A 17,462-nucleotide genomic window follows, 5' to 3' on the forward strand; every position below is an offset into this window, starting at 1 on the left:
TGAGAAACATGACTGCCACCTACAACGAATCGGTCTCCGCACCGACTCAGGGCGCAACGGGTCGTATTGCCCGCGTCATCGGCCCCGTGGTCGACGTCGAGTTCCCCGCCGGTCAGGTCCCCGAGATTTACAACGCTCTGACCACCGAGCTGACCCTCGACGGTCGCACCCGCACCATCACCTTCGAGACCGCACAGCACCTGGGCGACTCGATCGTTCGCGCTATCTCCCTGCAGCAGACTGACGGCCTGGTCCGCGGTCAGGCTGTAGTCGACACCGGCGCACCGATCTCCGTCCCTGTTGGTGACGGCGTGAAGGGCCACATTTTCAACGTTCTCGGTGACGCACTCGACGTGCCGAACTCCGAGATCAAGGCTGACACCTACTGGCCGATCCACCGTGCCGCTCCCGGCTTCGCAGAGCTGGAAGGCTCCACCGAAATGCTGGAGACCGGTATTAAGTCCATCGACCTTCTGACCCCCTACATCAAGGGCGGTAAGATTGGTCTGTTCGGTGGTGCAGGCGTGGGTAAGACCGTGCTGATCCAGGAAATGATTACCCGTGTGGCTCGTAACTTCGGTGGTACCTCCGTGTTCACCGGTGTGGGCGAGCGTACCCGTGAGGGTAACGACCTGTGGGTCGAAATGGAAGAAGCAGGCGTTCTGAAGGACACCGCTCTTGTGTTCGGCCAGATGGATGAGCCCCCGGGAACCCGTCTGCGCGTGGCACTGACCGGTCTGACCATGGCGGAGTACTTCCGCGATGTTCAGAACCAGGACGTGCTGCTGTTCATCGACAACATCTTCCGTTTCACTCAGGCAGGTTCTGAGGTTTCCACCCTGCTGGGCCGCATGCCCTCCGCAGTGGGTTACCAGCCGAACCTGGCGGACGAAATGGGTCTGCTGCAGGAGCGTATCACCTCCACCCGCGGTCACTCCATCACCTCCATGCAGGCAATTTACGTGCCTGCGGATGACTACACCGACCCGGCGCCGGCAACCACCTTCGCGCACCTGGATGCGACCACCGAGCTCTCTCGTGAAATCGCATCGCGCGGTCTGTACCCGGCAATTGACCCGCTGTCCTCCACCTCCCGAATCCTGGACGCACAGTACATCGGTCAGGAGCACTACGACACCGCAATTCGCGTGAAGGCTATTCTGCAGGAAAACAAGGAACTGCAGGACATCATCGCGATTCTGGGTGTGGACGAGCTCTCCGAGGAGCAGAAGATCGTCGTGGCACGTGCACGTCGTATCGAGCAGTTCCTCTCCCAGAACACCTACACTGCAAAGCAGTTCACCGGTGTCGAGGGTTCGACCGTTCCGCTGAAGGACACCATCGAGTCCTTCCAGATGATCTGCAACGGCGATGTCGACCACATCCCCGAGCAGGCGTTCTACAACATTGGTGGTATGGACGACGTTATGCGCCGCTACGAGGAAATCAAGGCACAGACTGGAGCTAAGTAATCATGGCTCTGAAAGTTGAAGTTGTTTCCCGCGAACGCGTCGTGTGGACTGGCGAAGCGAACTACGTTCGTGCACGCTCCGTCAGCGGTGACCTCGGCATCCTGCCGGGTATGATCCCCACCTGCACGCTGCTGGCACAGGACGGCGAGCTGCTCATTGAACCTGTTGAGGGTGAGACCATTAAGACCATCCTCAACGCAGGTTTCTTGACCGTCTCGAACGATCACGTGACCATCGCTGCAAAGCACGCACAGATCTAAAGCCGGTTCTCCGTAAGGGGAATTGACCGCTGTGTACACCTCGCCGGTGTTCCACCCTGAAAGGGGAGGGGCACCGGCGTTTGGTGTATCTGGGGGTAGGCCGTGTGTGCAGAATGAGAGTGTGCGCCGAAAGAGCGCGGGCAGAAAGATAATGCGCACAGAAAAGGGGCGCCTCCCATGGTTGGGAGGCGCCCCTCAAGCTATGTGTAGCCGCTTAGCTAGAGCCGTTTAGAACAGGCCGGTCAGCTAGAACAGGCGGTCAGCCGAATCGTCCACGCCGCGCATCGCGTCGTAGTCCAGGCTCACGCAGCGGATACCACGGTCCTCAGCCAGGGTACGAGCCTGCGGCTTAATCGTCTGCGCCGCAAACACGCCGCGCACCGGTGCTAGCAACGGGTCACGGTTGAGCAGCTCCAGGTAACGGGTCAGCTGCTCCACACCGTCAATATCGCCCACACGTTTGAGCTCAACCGCCACGGAGACGCCGTGCGCATCCTTCGCCATGATGTCTACCGGACCGATAGCGGTCGGGTACTCGCGGCGTACCAGCGAATAGCCCTCACCGAGAGTGTAGATCTGCTCGGCGAGCAGACGCTGCAGGTCAGCCTCCACACCGTCCTTGATGAGGCCGGGATCAACACCCAAATCGGTGGCGTGCTCGTGCTCAATCTTGTAGATGCGAATCATCAGGCGGTCATCGCTCTTAGCCGCCTGAACGGTCCACAGCTGCTGAACATCGGACTCCAGGTCCTCACGGATGCTATGCGGAACGTCCTCACGCTCAGCCACCAGCAGGGAGCAGGGAGGGCTCATCCAGTTCAGAGGCTTGTAGGAACCGCCGTCGGAGTGAATGAGGACGGAGCCGTCATTCTTGACCATCAGCAGGCGGGTAGCGCGGGGCAGGTGGGCGCGGAGGCGGCCCTCATAATCTACGGAGCATTCAGCAATGACAATACGCATCCGTCCACTCTAGCAGGTACGAGTGTTTGGCTCTAGCAGGTGAGGGTATGAGCTAGGGAACCTTGAGCTTGGTACAGGTCGCGGTACGGGGGCACAGTAGGGAAGTACGGCACAGTAGGGAGGTGCGGCACAGAGCGGGGGAGTACCGCCTCAGCATGAGTACCACGCCAGTATGAGGAAGAGCGCAGAGCGAACAGCGGCAGGGTAGGTAGGTAGAGATAGTTGAGCGGCGCGGTAGAATAGGGCTCATGGCACGTAAGAATCATCCCGGCAGGCGAGCATCCGGCACCACCAGTGATAAGTGGCACCGTCAAGCACCCGCAGGGCGTGATATCAGCAGGATCCTCGATCCTGCACCCCGACTGGAACGTGACCGATACGGTGACTGGCTGGTGCAATACATTCCCGCCGTCAACGCCCAAAAAACCTACACCTGCCCCGAATGCTACCGCCCGATTCCGCCCAGAACAGCGCACCTGGTGGTGTGGCAAGAAAGCCACACGATGGGCCGTAGCCGTGCCATTGATGAGCGTAGACACTGGCATCAGCACTGCTGGCGAACCCGCCGCAAATAAGCTGAATACTGCACTTTAGGTGCAGCCCAAGACCCAAGACCCTAGACCCTAGTCCACATTCTCGAATCCAATTCTTGAAGGAACGCAATGAGCAACACCGCCGATATCACCCGCGAGCAGGAATTCGACCCCGCCCGCTACGTTTTCAGCACCGCCGCTGAGCCCACCCCCATTAAGGCACGTACCGTTCTGCCGGCACGCCGCGAGAACTTCACCGTCACCACCGCGGACGGCAAGCGCCTCGTCGGTGAACTCGCCCTGCCCGAAGGCGAAGTCAAGGCAACCCTGGTGACCTTCCACCCGCTGCCCACTCACGGCGGCTACATGGACTCGCACGTGTACAAGAAGGCGTCCTTCCGTCTGCCGGCGCTGTCGAACATTGCGGTACTGCGCTTTAACACTCGCGGCACCTCCTCGATTCGTGGCACCAGCGAAGGCGTCTTTGATGGCGGTTTTGCCGAGAAGAAGGACTTCGACGCAATCCTGAAGTTCGTACGCGAGCGCGCCCTGCCGAACCCCTGGCTGGTCGGCTGGTCCTTCGGCACCGAGCTGGTGCTCAAGTACGCGCCCGAATACGCGAACGAGTTCACCGGCGCTATTCTGCTCTCCCCGCCGTTGCACCGCGTGCACCCGGCTGAGCTGGATGAGTGGAACAAGATCTCGAACCCGCTGTACGCGCTGGTGCCCGAGCACGACGACTACCTGCAGCCTCCGGCGGCGCGTGAGCGTTTCGCGGCTGTGCCCCGCACCCAGGTGATCCCCTTTGAGGGGTGCAAGCACCTGTGGGTGGGCGAGAAGTCCGTGCAGCAGGTCCTGAACACTATTGTCAGCATCGTGACTGGCGCTCCCACCGAACTGCCCACCGAGTACAACGGCCCGGTGGCAGAAGAAATTACTGAGCTCTAAAGGCTCGGTATAAAACGTAAAGGCGGCGGCTTTGGATAGAACGTCCAAAGCCGCCGCCTTCGTATCTATACGAGATAGTTGCCCGCGGGAAGAAAAGCGAGCGCGTAGAGAATCTAGAGGTGACTACAGCTGATCCTGGCGAGGAATGAACACCTCGCGCACCAGAATCAGCATGGAAGCCGCCACCGGAATAGCAATCAGTGCGCCCAGCACGCCCCAGAGCGCGCCACCGGCAGCCACCGAAATAATCGCAACACCGGCAGGGACCGACACAGCGCGAGCCATAATACGCGGAGAAATCAGGTACGCCTCCACCTGCAAGTACAGGAAGTACGCCACCGCAAACCACAGCGCCAGGCTCCAGCCCTGGGTCAGCAGAATCAGTGAGGTCAAAATCAGCGCAATCACGCCACCAACCAGCGGAATGAACGCCAGAATCATGACGACCAAAGCCATCAACTGCGGGAAGCTGAAGCCCACAAACAGCATAATAAAGAACGCCACAAAAGCATTCAGAACAGCAACCAGAGCCTGACCCATCACGTAGTTACCCACCGACTCGGTAATCTTGTCGGTAATGTACTTGACGCGCACACGCTTAGACGCCGGCGCCAGGCGCACACCCCACGCCTTGATAGTGTCCATCGAGGTGAGGAAGTACAGGGACAGGAACAGCACAATAATCACGCCGGTCACGCTCTGCGCCAGGGTAGAACCCGCAGAAACCAGGCTCGACATGAAGCTATTGACCTGTGAAGAGGAGAACGTTGACTCCAAGAACTTAGGGACGTTCTCATTCACCCAGGTGCTGATGTTAAAACGCTGATCAAGCTCGTGGTACCAATCAGAATCAATTGTGTTCTGATAGATACCCGGCGCGTACTGCACAAACTTAGATGCCTGCTCGCTAATAATTGGGCCAATGGTCATGACCAGACCGGTCACAGCGCCAGCAAAACCAGCAAGCACAGCAATCACGCCGATACCGCGCTTAATGCCCCAAGACTCCAGGCGGCGCACAATCGGGTCTAGACCCAGAGCAATGAAAATAGCACCGGTCACCCAACCCACCAGGGCACCCACATTGTTGAAAATGTAGTAGGCGAAGAGCGCCAGACCCACGCCCACGGTCATGAGGAAACCAAACGCGACCGGGTTGTGCATCATGGAGGTCTTGCCATTGCCGACCACCTTCGGTGCGGGAGGCGCATCCTCAGAAGCGGCGGGGACCACCGGAATAGTATCCGTAGGAGGCATGGAAGCGCGGCGGCGGTTAGAACGCACCTGGCTAATGCTTTCGGTCAGCTCGCTGAAGGTCTCCGTTATCTGGTCGGTGAGGGATTCCTTCTTGCGTGGCTCGTCGGACGATGTTGTCTCTTCGTGAGCTGCTGAGGCTTTCTTCTCGCTCATGCTCTTCCTTTCCGGATCATTCCGGGTATTTTTTCTCTACTGTGTCATTCTACCGGCTGGTTTACTTTGTTACGGCGTCCACGGTGAATCCCAAGGACAGGGGAGCGCATGTGGGAGAGATATTTGCGGGGCGGTTTCAGGCAATAGCCCAAACGCTATCCCCGGCATGAGCTCAGAGCGTAGGCGACAGAGAACGTGCGCTCGCAACGGTGCGTTGTGGGGATAATAGAGGAAGGAACGCGTGAAGGATCTAGCCCGCACGCAACAATAGATACAGAACGTAAAGGAGCCCAGGATGAGTATTATTTTTGATCCGGCAGACCGCGGCGCATCCCAGAACGCGGCACAGGGTAATGTCGCGCAGGGTGGTGCAGCACAGAACGGGGCTGTGCAGAACGGGGTAGCGCAGGAGATTCCCGCCTCCGTACGCAACGCCATGGAACTGAACCCCAACGCGGCACAGTCTGCTGGCGAACAGGGTGGCGAGCAGACCCCCTCCGCTCCCACCTGGCGCTACGAGGTCAACACCCCCGAAGAGTTCCAGAAGCTCGTTCAGCTCTCCAGCCAGGGTGCTGTGATTTTTGCGCTCTACGCGCCGCACTCGCCCTCCTCCCTGCAGATGCTCGAAGGCGTGCAGAAGCTCGTCGACTCCGCCGCAGGTAGCATGATTTGCGCCGCCGTGGACGTCACCAAGCTCCCCGAAGCTGCCCAGGCATTCGGTGTGAGCGGCGTGCCCGCGGGCGTTGCCGTTCTGGCGGGCCGCCCGGCACCGATTTACACCGGCCCGGTCAGCGCAGAAGACCTCGGCGATGTGCTCTCCCAGGTTCTGCAGCTCGCGGCACAGTACCAGCTGCCCGGCGGATTCGACCCGGTTGTTCCCGACGACGAAAAGCCCCTGCCGCCTCTGCACGCCGAAGCCGTCGCCGCCCTCGATCGCGGCGACCTGGAGGGTGCCCGCGCCGCATACCGCAAGGCAATCACCGAGAACCCCGGCGATAAGGAAGCGAAGCTCGGCCTGGAACAGGTTGAACTGCTCGCCCGAGTGAAGGACCTGGACCTGGCAACCGAACGTGCGGCGGCCGCGGCAGACCCCATGAATATTGACGCCGCGTTCAACGTAGCCGACCTGGACCTGGTGGGCGGCCACGTGGAGGACGCGTACAACCGTCTGCTGCGCCTGTTCAGCGCGGTAGGCCCCGACGATAAGGCGCGTGTGCGCGAGCGCCTCGTGCAGCTCTTTGACGTGGTGGGTGCATCTGACCCGCGCACCCTCAAGGCGCGTGCGGCACTGACCATGGCGCTGTTCTAAAAACAGCTGTCACCCGGGAAACGTCATGAGCCGGTCTAGCTAGCTCTGGCTAATCTAGGCGGCTGAAACGTTGAATACGGACGGGCTATCGTCTACTCCTGCACTCGGGCTGCGGGGGAGGCGGTAGCCCGTTCTGCGTTCGCGGGTTTGAAGTGGTTTTGAGGCGGGGGAGAGCAGACGACTCAACCTGTCTGATAGCGCGGTTGGATGGCATCTATAGCACCCCGGAATGTCCATATTATGCGTTGTGAGTACGTAATATTGCAGGTTTTATCGCCAAACCTGTTAGACCTCAATGGGGAGTGATAGGGTGAAAATATGAACACTAGTCATTTTCCCCAGGACCCGAACCCGCAAGAACCAGGTTTGCCGCAGAACCCGGTACAAGAGACCAACCCGGTACTAGAGACCACAGTAGAGGCAAACCCCGCCGCGGCAGTACCTCAAGCTATAGTCCCCGAATCTGCAGCTCCGGAAGCTGTAAACCCTGAGCCTGCAGCTCCGGAAGCTGTAGTTCCCGCGTCGGTAGCACCGCAGCTACCCGTCACCCCGCAGGCCGCACCGACCGCTGGCGCTCGCCCCGCCATCGAAATCCGCGGCCTCACCAAGGCATTTGGTCAGAAGGTCGCCGTCGACCGCATCAACCTGGATATCCCCTCCGGATCCTTCTACGGACTGGTCGGCCGCAACGGCGCCGGTAAAACCACCACCATCTCCATGGTCACCGGCATGCTCATGCCCAGCGAAGGCACCGCATACGTGCGAGGCATCGACATGTGGGCCGACCCGCTCAAAGCCAAAGCGCACCTGGGTGTGCTGCCCGACGGCGTGCACCTCTTCGACAAGCTCACCGGTGAACAGCTCATCACCTACTCCGGCTACCTGCACGGGATCGATAAGGAAACCGTTGCCTCCCGCGTTAAGGATCTGCTCGCGGCCATGGACCTGACCGACGCTGCGGGCCGTGCCGTTGCCGACTACTCCGCCGGTATGACCAAGAAGATTGCGCTCGCCGCCGCTCTCGTTCACGCGCCCTCCGTGCTGATCCTGGACGAGCCCTTTGAGGCGGTCGACCCGGTTTCTGCCGCTAATATTCAGGATATTCTGCGTGGCTTCGTTGCCTCCGGCGGAACTGTCATTATCTCCTCGCACGTGATGGACCTTGTCCAGCGCCTGTGCGACCACGTAGCCGTCATGGACTCCGGCCGTATTCTCGCCGCCGGAACCGTCGACGAAGTACGCGCCGGCGTGAGCCTTGAAGAACGATTTGTGCAGCTGGTCGGTGGCCGCACCTCCTCGGAAGGATTGTCATGGTTGGGCACCTCGTCTCACTAAAGTGGCAGTATGTGCTCGCTTCCTTCCGCCGAAGCATCTGGGCGCTCATCGGCCTGATTTTTGCGGCGCTTTATGCGGGCGGTATGCTCTTCGGCCTCGGCTCCGCATACGTTATCGCTAACTCGGAGGTACCCGAATACGGTCAGCTCGGCGCCCTCCTTGTAGGCACCGTTGTGGCGCTCGCCTGGGCTATCGTCCCCATCTTCTTCAGCGGGCTGGACGGCACCCTGGATGAGAGCCGATTCGTGCTCTTCCCCATCAAGCCCTCCACCCTGCAGAAGGGCCAGTTCCTCGGCGGGTTCGTGGGTATCCCCGGCATTGCCAGCATCATTGCCGTGCTGCTGGGTGCGATCGCGTTTATATCGCAACCGCTCGCGCTGGTCGTGTACCTCATCTGCTGCGTGCTCGGCCTTGCGAACCTCATGGTGTGGGCTCGTCTCGCCAACCGCCTGGGCATGGCGCTGAATGATAACCCGCGCATCGCCAACACCCTGATGATCGTTGCCATGCTACTGATGATGAGCGCCGGTTTTATCTTCGGTGGAACGATAACCTACCTGACCAAGCACTGGGAAGAGGTGCTACCCTACCTGCCTTGGCTCAGCGTGACGCCCTTCGGGTCGGCATTTGCGGTGCCCTACTTTATGGCGACCGGCAATATGGGTACCGCCCTTGGTTGCCTGGCTCTGACCCTCGTCTACCTGGCTGGCGGATGGTGGCTGTGGGGTAAGAACCTGGCACGCTCCATGGCGAATGTGGGCGGTAGCGCGCACCACGCCAGCGCTGCCGAAGTCGCCGCAGGTGATTTGGGTCTGTTGGCACGGTTCCCCGCAACTCCTCGCGGTGCCGTAGCGGCACGAACCCTGCACTCATTTCTGAAAGACAACCGTCTGCAGCTGCTGACCGCAAGCACCGCAATGCTTTACCTGATACTGACGGTGGCTATGCCCCTGTTCCTGAGCTCTGTAGGCTCCTTCGAAAGTCGGGCCAGTTTTAACGGCGTCAACGCGGCTGAAGCTAACCAGATCATCAATAGCGGCGTGATGCAGCTCTTCGGATTCTGGATGTACTTCTGCACCGTCTTCACCGGCTACTACATGTGCTACCTCGTCTCCTACGACAACACCGCATTCAGCCTGCACGTGCTCTCCCCGCTACGCGGTATTGACGATCGTCTCGGCCGTCTTTGGGGTTACAGCATCCTGATGGTTCCGATCGTGGTGGTGATGGTGTTCGTCGCCTCAGCGGCAAATGGACACCTGGAGCTTTTCCCCATCGTGCTGATGCACCAGCTGGGCGTGTTCGCTGCGGCTGCAGGTATTGGATGCGTACTGGATACCTTCATTAGTCCTCCCGTGGCGCCTCCCGGGGCTAACCCGTTCAAGAACCCGAAGAACACTGACGGCTTCGCTAAGCAGCTGCTGCTGATGCTCTCTATAGTTTTGGTGATGCTCAGCGCGCTGCCCGGCGGTATCTCTGTTGTCGTGTACATTTTCCGCACGCAGGATGTGCTGACCCTCGTATACGGCGGCTTGATTCAGCTGCTGATTGGTGCCGCACTACTAGTGGGCGGCGTGGCGTGGGGCGGCCACCGCTACGACAAGGTCAGCTCCAAGATGCTGGAACGCGTGGCACGCTTCCAGGCGAACTAACAAGAGTCGAAGCTCCAGCACATCAGGAATAAAAGAGAAGGGTTCCGTGTTAGGTACTAAGCCTGGCGCGGAACCCCTTTTCTGTGCCACCCAAACTTCTAACGGAAAGAAGCTCACCGCAATACCTAAGAGTCTATGGTTGAGCTGTGGCCTGCCTCCATATTGACCGCCCGGGGGCTCAGCACCTCCCAACTGCTACTAAAATAGAGAAGGCGCCAATCACCCAACCGTGCAGCGGCGCCCCTCACCCTATGTATCCCACCTCATCATCAAGGAGAAACATGAGCTCGATCGAAGGCATCGAAGACCCCTTTGGCCCCGGAACCGCAGGCGGCACCGCCCTGCTCGAACGCGAAGAAACCCAGCTTTCTGAGCCCGGCGACCACGAGCGCTTCTCCCACTACGTACGCAAGGAAAAGATCCTCGAATCGGCGCTGACCGGTGAACCCGTGCGCGCCCTCTGCGGCAAAATGTGGGTACCCGGCCGCGACCCGCAGAAGTTCCCCGTCTGCCCCCAGTGCAAGGAAATCTACGAAGGCCTAGCACCCGGCAACGACGGCGACAACGGCTCCGGCGAATAATACGCGCCAGGCGACACGCCTGAATAAATACGAATAAATAACACGCCGCAGCAGCAAGACTCAACGGTCCAACACCGCTCATGAGACTTTGCTGACGAGCACCAAATTCTTGCACCACAGCCCGGCCCAACCCGCGGATGTGGTGCTAGAATTTAACCTCGCTGTGCCCGGACCGCCAGAGCGCTAAGAACACCAGCGCACCAGAAACAGCAGAGCGCCCACCACCTCCACACGGGGGAGAAGCGCCCCTGCGCTGAGTCGGCGGGAGGAATCAGTAGAGGTAGACGAGGAAGAAGGAGAGAATGAGCGCACCCGCAGAGGAACCCACACTATTCGACAGTATGGTGAAGCCGAAGCTCTCCCCGGCATACCCCGACCGCGCCCCCTGGGGTACTTCCGTCAGCCTGCGCGCCTGGCAGGCAGAAGCCATGCAGAAGTACTTCGAAACGAACCCCCGCGACTTCATGGCAGTTGCAACCCCCGGCGCGGGTAAAACCACCTTCGCGCTGACCCTCGCCAAGGAACTGTTTAACCGCGGCACGGTCCGCCAGCTCATTGTTGTGGCGCCGACCGACCACCTGAAGAAGCAGTGGGCAGACGCCGCCGCGAAGGTCGGTATTCCCATTGATCCGAACTTCAAGAACGCGGACGTGACCATCAGCCGCCACTACAAGGGCGTGGCGCTGACCTACGCGCAGGTGGCGAATAAGCCGCAGCTGCACGCCCGCAATACCGAGGCGTCGAAGACCCTCGTAATTTTTGACGAGATTCACCACGCCGGCGACTCCCTCTCCTGGGGCGACGGCCTGCGTGAAGCGTTTGACGATGCGACCCGCCGCGTGGCGCTGACCGGTACCCCGTTCCGTTCGGATACCTCCCCGATTCCGTTCGTCACCTACGAGGTCGACAACGACGGTATTCGCCGCTCCAAGGCTGACTACTCGTACGGCTACGGCCCGGCTCTGAAGGACCACGTGGTGCGACCGGTCATCTTCATGGCGTACTCGGGCCAGATGCGTTGGCGCACCTCCGCCGGTGAGGAAATGGCGGCAAACCTCGGCGAAGGCTTCACCAAGGACATTACCTCCCAGGCGTGGCGAACCGCCCTCGACCCCAATGGTGAGTGGATTCCGACTGTGCTCGCCGCCGCCGATAAGCGCCTGACCGAGGTGCGCCGCACCGTGCCCGACGCTGGCGCTCTCGTCATCGCTACCGACCACGCGGACGCCAAAGCCTACGCCGAACAGATTCAGAAAATCACCGGCGAATATCCCGCCGTGATCCTCTCTGACGACCGTGAAGCCTCCGCGAAAATCGACGAATTCCGTGAAGGCATGCAACGCTGGATGGTTGCGGTGCGCATGGTATCCGAAGGTGTGGACGTTCCCCGCCTCGCCGTGGGTGTGTACGCCACCAGCACCAGCACGCCGCTGTTCTTCGCCCAGGCGATTGGCCGTTTCGTGCGTGCCCGCAAGCGCGGCGAAACCGCCTCCGTGTTCCTGCCGTCGGTGCCGCAGCTGATGATGCTCGCCAACGACATGGAAGTAGAACGCGACCACGCCCTCGACCGCGGCGCACCCCAGGAAATCGACCCCATGGTTGAAGGCCTGGACGACCACCTGCTCGAAGAAGCAAACCGCGAGGAGCGCGCCTCCGAGCAGCTGGCACGCGGCAAGTTTGAGGCGCTCGGCTCCGAGGCGTCCTTCCACGGTGTGCTGTTCGACGGCGCCGAGTTCGCCTCCGGCAACCTTGCCGTGGGTAGTGAGGAGGAGCAGGACTTCCTGGGTATTCCGGGTCTGCTGGATGCCGAACAGGTGGGTACGCTGTTGCGAGCGCATCAGCGTGAGCATGCGGCGCGCCGCCCGGCAACTGCGGCGCCTTCGGTGGTGGATCACCGCCAGTTGAAGGAGCTACGCAATAAGCTGGCGAAGAATGTGGCGGCGTGGTCGATTCGTTCGGGTCAGCCGCACGGCGTGATTCACAATGAGCTGCGTAAGATTTGTGGCGGCCCGGCGGTCGCGCAGGCTTCTGCTGAGCAGATTCAGGCGCGTATCGATAAGCTGTCGGACTGGTTCGTGGGCCGACGCTAGAACGTGGATAGAACGTAAAGAAAAGCCCCGCGAGTTTTTGCGCTCGCGGGGCTTCTTACGTTTGTGGGGCTACTGTAGCTCTTTGAGTGATTTTTACCTGAAGGTTTTTTGAGGTGCTTAAAAGCACATGCGCGGAAAAATAAGGTGACTAGATAGTGGGAATAGGTGGTTCTTGAAAAACTTAATGTTGGTTTTTGCCCCCTAATTTGAGAAAAACATCGTCTGAAGGTTGCTTAAAGGAGATGTGTCAGAGGGATTTAGGGGAGAAATGTGTGTGAATAAAAGTTCAAGTACTGGTTGAATACTGCATGTCAAAGTGGGTTTATGGAAGATTGTGTGCGTTTTTCGCTTGAAAATTTAATACGGGGGGGGGGTATGCTTTCTCCAAGTGTTGGGTTTCCCTGTGCTTTTGAAGCTGACCTTTGTGTTTTTGATCTTCTGGGTGTGCAGGGGCTGACGCTTGTATAGAAACATCATGCATTCACTCTCTTCTGCACGCTATCTTCACTTTTGTGTGTGCGTCTGCCCTGCGTGGATTTATCGGCCGCGTTCTTGGTGGGAGTGAGTGCCCAAGATATCACTCTCGAAGGACATACATGTCTACTAACATTTCTCGCCGCAAGGTTGTTGCCGGCGCAGCGTGGGCTGCTCCGGTTGTCGCAGCATCCGCTGCGGTTCCCGCTTTCGCATCTTCTACTGAGTGTGCGTACGCATCCGCTCCCAAGTTCAACATCTCCGGCCAGCCTTCCGGTGCTAAGAACACTCAGAAGTTCACCGTTCCCGCTAAGGTTGACAAGATTCGCTTCGAGGTTGCCGGTGGTGCAGGTGGCGGTTCCTCGTCTATTGCTGGTGGTTCCGGCGCTCTCGTTGTGGGTGAAATCCCCGTCAAGGAAGGCCAGGTTATCGAGCTGGTTGCAGCTGCCGGTGGTGTAGCTTACCTGGAGCGCGTGGATGGTGCGGAGAACGCTCCTGATACTCCGGAAGAGAAGCGTTACAAGATTTGGGGCACCCGTCCGGCAACCGGTGGCCAGGGCTATGGTAATGGTGGTGACGTGAATGTTTACACCGTCCCCTCGGACGCACAGTCTCGCGTTGATGCTAAGTGGCCCGGCGGCTCCGATATGAAGCGTTACGTCCACGGTGGTTCCGGTGGTGGCTCCTCCGCTCTGGTCATCGATGGCACCGTGGTTGCCCTCGCTGGCGGCGGTGGCGGTGCGGGTATTCGTACTCAGCCGGCTACCAACAATGTTCTGAATGAAACCCGTGAGAAGAAGGATTCTGCAGGTAACGTTATCGGTACTGAGCCTAACCCCTACTTCAACTCCAAGGCGAAGGACACCAGTACTACCAGTCTGAGCGACACCTCGAACACCACCGTTCTGCCTGCAGGTGCAAGCGCATCCGCTGCTGTCGGTGACACTGCAGAGACCTCCGTCTCCTGGTACACCCACCTGAAGGACGCATCCGGTAAGCGTACCCCCACCTCCGCAATGGAAGTTGCTGGCGGTAAGGGTGGTGGCAACGGCACCGGTGGCACTGGTGGTGAGAAGCCTCGCCTGTACGCTCTGGCTAACGTCTTCGGTGTGATGGGCTTCGTGTCCACCAATAACCAGGAAATCTTCAGCTCCTCCACCGCTGGTGACACCGGTGGTAACGGCTTCGATGGTAAGGGTGCTGACGGCGTCTCCGCATATTCCTACCAGCTGGATAACCACCCCGATCTGCCGAAGGAGTCTATCCCCGTTACTAACCAGAAGGCTATCGATGCAGGCGTGGTTAAGGGCGATGAGAAGGGCGGCCTTGAGGTTGATTCTGCAAAGAAGAGCTTTAACGGTTACCAGGGCGTTGTCTCCGCAGGTGGTGGCGCAGGTTACGGTGGCGGTGGCTCCGGTGCTGCTCGTGCACTCTCCTCGATTCTGACCGGTGAAAAGTGGAACGGTAACACTGCTGCTAAGGGCGGTGTTCGCCAGAATGTTGGTGCACTGCTCCAGGCTGGTGCAGGTGGTGCAGGTGGCTCCTACGTTGCTCCCTCTGTTGCTGGAGGCTCTATCTCCTCCGCTAACAACGCTGCGAAGGAATCCGGCGTTCGTAACCCCGGTTACGTAAAGGTCACCCTCTGCGAGCGCTCCTAATAGTGTGCGTATCCGAGTCTCCCTCTTGGGTTGCTCGGTGGGTTAGACACTAACCCTTCCGGTTCTCCCGCTCCTGAAATCTCATCAGGAGTGGGAGAACCGGCCCCTAAGTTTTAGTCCCTCCAGGAGTGCATCCGTGCGTATCTGGCGTGAGGACTGTGTACTTCTCTGGCGAGTGGTCTCTTGGTGTATTTTGGCCACTCATGGAGAACGCCATTGAGTGATGTCTCGTTGAGTCTCAACGATGAAACCAATGGCTTTGAGGAAAAGGTTGGTAGTAATGCGCCAACCTGAAGGCCCGCAGGCACTTCGGTGTCTGCGGGCCTTCGCTATGCCCGGGAAAAGCCGGGTTGGGCGAGGTTATAGCGCGGCGAGTTGAGAATGTTTTTCGGTGTCTATACTCTAGAAAATGAATATTGCACTCAGTGCACAATGGTGTAAATTATTCACTCTACTCAACCCACACCCTCAACCCTCATGAAAGAAAACCTCATGCCTCACAACGCACACCTCACCCGCCGCACCATCCTCACCGGCGCCGCCTGGGCACTGCCCGTCATCGCAGCCTCCGCAGCCGTACCCGCCTACGCCGCCAACGGCGCGCAGACCGGCACCTCCCACACCATCAAGGGGCAGGCAAACGGCCGCAAGACCGTCAAAACCTTCACCGTCCCGGCGGGCGTACGCGAACTCAGCTTCACCCTCACCGGCGGCGCGGGTGGCACCGTCATGGCACGTAGCCAGGGCGGATGCGGCGCCAAGGTCACCGGCACCGTCAGCGTCACCCCCGGCGCAACCGTAGAAATCATCGCCGCGGCAGGCGGCATCGGAGTGCTCGAGCGCGTCACCCGCAACGGCGCAAGCTGGAACGAATCCAAGCCCGCAACCGGCGGCGAAGGCTACGGCAAGGGCGGATCCTCCGCCGCACAGGTCACCGTTCCCGCAGGTCCGAAGGCTATTATCGACGCGGCAAACCCCCGCACCTACGGCAACCCCACCGCTGGCGACGGCGCACCCCACACCCACTTCAAGCGCAGCATTTACGCCGCATCCGGTGGTGGCTCCTCCGCACTGCTGGTCAACGGCACCGTGGTTGCTATCGCAGCAGGTGGCGGCGGCGGACATGTGCGTAACTCCAGCTCCACCGCACCGCTGCCCGGCTCCAGCTACGCCATTAGCCCGGTCTGCGGCCTGGAATGGGTACGCGGCGGCTCCGGCGGCAATGCAGAAGCCTCCATGGGCTATGAAGGTGCCGCCGCAAGCGACGCCTACAGCGTCGAGGCGAACCTGCAGATCATCGCAACCCCCGGCACGGGTGGCTCCGGCGGTCGAGGTGGCATGGGCGCTATTCCCAATAGCCTGCCCACCGGCGACCACGGTCTGGTCGGCTTCGGTTCCCAGAACAAGCAGGTCATCCACAGCACCAGCACCGCGGGCGCAACCGGCGGTAGCGGCTTCAACGCGAACGGTGCGGACGGCGTGGGTGCGTACGCCTACCAGTACGACAAGAACGACCCCGCGAATCTGACCGGCACCGCAACTGCACGAACCACCAGCATCACCATCAGCAAGAACTTCTTCGGCTACCAGACCGTGGTGTCTGCTGGCGGCGGTGCGGGCTACGGTGGTGGCGGCTCCGGCGTGGCGAACGCGGTTTCGGCAATCATCATCTCGCAGCAGTGGTGCAACAACCCGAAGAACCCGCGCCGCGCGGTCGGCTACGTTCAGCAGGGCGGTGCCGGTGGTGCTGGCGGATCCTACTTGGCGCCGAGCGTGCGTAACGGCGCGATCGTTGGCACTAAGGAGGCACCGGCCGGCCCGAACGTGCGCGTGAACGGCATGGCGGAGGTCTGCTTTAAGTAAGCGGCTCAATCTGCTACATAACCGCAGAGGTTTCATGACCTCGGCTGGTTGCATGCACGATAAGTTATGGGCACGATAAGTTATGGGCACGCTAGAGGCGGGGAGCCTGGGATGTACTATCCCAGGCTCCCCGCCTCTGTGTATTTAACGTCTCCGTATATTCAACGCCCACCTGAAATGGCGAGTTACCTACAGAGCTAGTGGAGGTTAGAGAACCTCAACCACCTCAACGCCCTCATTTTCAAGTTCGGCAACCACGTCGTCGAGCTTGTCCTCGTGCACGGGCGCGGTCAAGTCAAGCAGCACGCGGGTCTCGTAGCCTGCATCGACCGCGTCACGAGCGGTTGCAAACACGCAATAATCGGTGGCGATACCAACAACGTCGACGAACTCGATGCCGCGCTCATCCAGCCACTCCGACAGGGGAGTCTGCGGGCCGTCCTCGGACGCATCCGCACCAGGCTCGTGTTCGCCGGTTGCGACCTCATCCTCGGGAGCGAGAAGACCCTCAAAACCCGAGTACGCTGCCTCGAAGCGGCCCTTACGGAAGTACGCCTCAATGTAGTCGGTGTCCAGGTTCTCGTGAATCTGCGCGCCTTCGCTCTTCGCCACGCAGTGCACCGGCCAGGAGTCAACGTAGTCGGGGGTCTCAGAGAAGTGCGAACCCGGCTCAATGTGCCAGTCCTGGGTGGCGACAATCGCGTCGTAGCGGTGGTGGTTGTTCTCCACGTATTCGCTAATCAGCGCGGCAACGTCCGCACCGCGCTCGGTGGCGAGGGCGCCGCCGGCGCAGAAATCGTTCTGCACGTCAACAATAATCAGTGCCTTAGACATGTCTGTCCTTTACAAGTAGGAATGAGTTTTCACTCTGATTCGCCAGGTGAAGATTCGCCAGGTGAAAACAGTATCTCAGAAGG

General features: G+C 60.0%; 14 protein-coding genes. 11 read left to right on the plus strand and 3 right to left on the minus strand.

The genetic code is table 11. The annotated features are described in order from the left end of the window. The first annotated feature begins 8 nt into the window (after positions 1-8). Both atpD and RWL87_RS04450 read left to right on the plus strand, forming a co-directional pair. Positions 9-1,472, plus strand: coding sequence for a F0F1 ATP synthase subunit beta (gene atpD, locus RWL87_RS04445; protein ID WP_005507810.1), 1,464 nt, complete (start codon positions 9-11; stop codon positions 1,470-1,472). A gap of 2 nt (positions 1,473-1,474) precedes the next feature. After that, a complete protein-coding gene (locus tag RWL87_RS04450; protein ID WP_049354847.1) occupies positions 1,475-1,732 on the plus strand; it encodes an ATP synthase F0F1 subunit epsilon in 258 nt (85 codons plus the stop codon). Between the two features lie 246 nt (positions 1,733-1,978). On the opposite strand, the gene nucS is transcribed toward RWL87_RS04450, so the two are convergent. Continuing rightward, positions 1,979-2,692, minus strand: coding sequence for an endonuclease NucS (gene nucS / locus RWL87_RS04455; protein WP_070634422.1), 714 nt, complete (start codon positions 2,690-2,692; stop codon positions 1,979-1,981). Positions 2,693-2,940: 248 nt separating this feature from the next. Here nucS and RWL87_RS04460 point away from each other — a divergent pair, with 248 nt between their 5' ends. Together RWL87_RS04460 and RWL87_RS04465 are read left to right on the plus strand one after the other, a co-directional pair. Next, positions 2,941-3,267: an ATP/GTP-binding protein gene (locus RWL87_RS04460; RefSeq protein ID WP_080562540.1), complete on the plus strand. Its 327-nt coding sequence runs from the start codon at positions 2,941-2,943 to the stop codon at positions 3,265-3,267. Between the two features lie 87 nt (positions 3,268-3,354). Continuing rightward, complete coding sequence (locus tag RWL87_RS04465) at positions 3,355-4,173, plus strand: alpha/beta fold hydrolase (protein ID WP_313969046.1); 819 nt, start codon at positions 3,355-3,357, stop codon at positions 4,171-4,173. Positions 4,174-4,296: 123 nt separating this feature from the next. On the opposite strand, the gene RWL87_RS04470 is transcribed toward RWL87_RS04465, so the two are convergent. Beyond that, entirely contained in the window at positions 4,297-5,583 is a 1,287-nt protein-coding gene (locus RWL87_RS04470; RefSeq protein ID WP_313969047.1) for an AI-2E family transporter, read from the minus strand. A 295-nt stretch (positions 5,584-5,878) separates the two neighbouring features. On the opposite strand from RWL87_RS04470, the gene RWL87_RS04475 reads away from it, so the two are divergent. The 7 genes from RWL87_RS04475 to RWL87_RS04505 all read left to right on the plus strand — a co-directional run bounded on the left by RWL87_RS04475 (position 5,879) and on the right by RWL87_RS04505 (position 16,545). Then, a complete protein-coding gene (locus RWL87_RS04475) occupies positions 5,879-6,892 on the plus strand; it encodes a tetratricopeptide repeat protein (RefSeq protein ID WP_313969048.1) in 1,014 nt (337 codons plus the stop codon). A 318-nt stretch (positions 6,893-7,210) separates the two neighbouring features. After that, positions 7,211-8,227, plus strand: a complete 1,017-nt coding sequence (locus tag RWL87_RS04480; protein WP_313969049.1) for an ATP-binding cassette domain-containing protein — start codon at positions 7,211-7,213, stop codon at positions 8,225-8,227. After that, positions 8,203-9,879 carry a transporter gene (locus RWL87_RS04485; RefSeq protein WP_313969050.1) on the plus strand — a complete coding sequence of 559 codons (1,677 nt, stop codon included), beginning with the start codon at positions 8,203-8,205 and terminating at the stop codon, positions 9,877-9,879. Before RWL87_RS04480 ends, RWL87_RS04485 begins: the two co-directional genes overlap by 25 nt. 281 nt (positions 9,880-10,160) lie before the next feature. Then, on the plus strand, positions 10,161-10,460 hold the full coding sequence (locus tag RWL87_RS04490) for a DUF3039 domain-containing protein (protein WP_005506434.1): 300 nt from the start codon (positions 10,161-10,163) through the stop codon (positions 10,458-10,460). 302 nt (positions 10,461-10,762) lie between these two features. Beyond that, positions 10,763-12,550 carry a DEAD/DEAH box helicase gene (locus tag RWL87_RS04495; protein ID WP_313969051.1) on the plus strand — a complete coding sequence of 596 codons (1,788 nt, stop codon included), beginning with the start codon at positions 10,763-10,765 and terminating at the stop codon, positions 12,548-12,550. 596 nt (positions 12,551-13,146) lie between these two features. Continuing rightward, the gene (locus RWL87_RS04500; protein ID WP_070675098.1) at positions 13,147-14,682 is read left to right on the plus strand and encodes a transcriptional initiation protein Tat; all 1,536 of its coding nucleotides are present in this window, start codon (positions 13,147-13,149) and stop codon (positions 14,680-14,682) included. 492 nt (positions 14,683-15,174) lie between these two features. Next, positions 15,175-16,545 carry a hypothetical protein gene (locus RWL87_RS04505; RefSeq protein WP_313969052.1) on the plus strand — a complete coding sequence of 457 codons (1,371 nt, stop codon included), beginning with the start codon at positions 15,175-15,177 and terminating at the stop codon, positions 16,543-16,545. Between the two features lie 207 nt (positions 16,546-16,752). Here RWL87_RS04505 and RWL87_RS04510 read toward each other — a convergent pair whose 3' ends face one another. Beyond that, a complete protein-coding gene (locus tag RWL87_RS04510) occupies positions 16,753-17,379 on the minus strand; it encodes an isochorismatase family protein (RefSeq protein WP_070690107.1) in 627 nt (208 codons plus the stop codon). Positions 17,380-17,462: the final 83 nt, after the last annotated feature.

It is taken from the genome of uncultured Rothia sp., assembly GCF_963555405.1.
In the GTDB taxonomy this organism is placed as follows: Bacteria; Actinomycetota; Actinomycetes; order Actinomycetales; family Micrococcaceae; genus Rothia.

Excerpts from the sequence above, each read along its gene's own strand:
- atpD (WP_005507810.1), top strand. The coding sequence starts at position 9 with ATGACTGCCACCTACAACGAATCGGTCTCCGCACCGACTCAGGGCGCA.
- RWL87_RS04450 (WP_049354847.1), top strand. The coding sequence starts at position 1,475 with ATGGCTCTGAAAGTTGAAGTTGTTTCCCGCGAACGCGTCGTGTGGACT.
- nucS (WP_070634422.1), bottom strand. The coding sequence starts at position 2,692 with ATGCGTATTGTCATTGCTGAATGCTCCGTAGATTATGAGGGCCGCCTC.
- RWL87_RS04460 (WP_080562540.1), top strand. The coding sequence starts at position 2,941 with ATGGCACGTAAGAATCATCCCGGCAGGCGAGCATCCGGCACCACCAGT.
- RWL87_RS04465 (WP_313969046.1), top strand. The coding sequence starts at position 3,355 with ATGAGCAACACCGCCGATATCACCCGCGAGCAGGAATTCGACCCCGCC.
- RWL87_RS04470 (WP_313969047.1), bottom strand. The coding sequence starts at position 5,583 with ATGAGCGAGAAGAAAGCCTCAGCAGCTCACGAAGAGACAACATCGTCC.
- RWL87_RS04475 (WP_313969048.1), top strand. The coding sequence starts at position 5,879 with ATGAGTATTATTTTTGATCCGGCAGACCGCGGCGCATCCCAGAACGCG.
- RWL87_RS04480 (WP_313969049.1), top strand. The coding sequence starts at position 7,211 with ATGAACACTAGTCATTTTCCCCAGGACCCGAACCCGCAAGAACCAGGT.
- RWL87_RS04485 (WP_313969050.1), top strand. The coding sequence starts at position 8,203 with ATGGTTGGGCACCTCGTCTCACTAAAGTGGCAGTATGTGCTCGCTTCC.
- RWL87_RS04490 (WP_005506434.1), top strand. The coding sequence starts at position 10,161 with ATGAGCTCGATCGAAGGCATCGAAGACCCCTTTGGCCCCGGAACCGCA.
- RWL87_RS04495 (WP_313969051.1), top strand. The coding sequence starts at position 10,763 with ATGAGCGCACCCGCAGAGGAACCCACACTATTCGACAGTATGGTGAAG.
- RWL87_RS04500 (WP_070675098.1), top strand. The coding sequence starts at position 13,147 with ATGTCTACTAACATTTCTCGCCGCAAGGTTGTTGCCGGCGCAGCGTGG.
- RWL87_RS04505 (WP_313969052.1), top strand. The coding sequence starts at position 15,175 with ATGCCTCACAACGCACACCTCACCCGCCGCACCATCCTCACCGGCGCC.
- RWL87_RS04510 (WP_070690107.1), bottom strand. The coding sequence starts at position 17,379 with ATGTCTAAGGCACTGATTATTGTTGACGTGCAGAACGATTTCTGCGCC.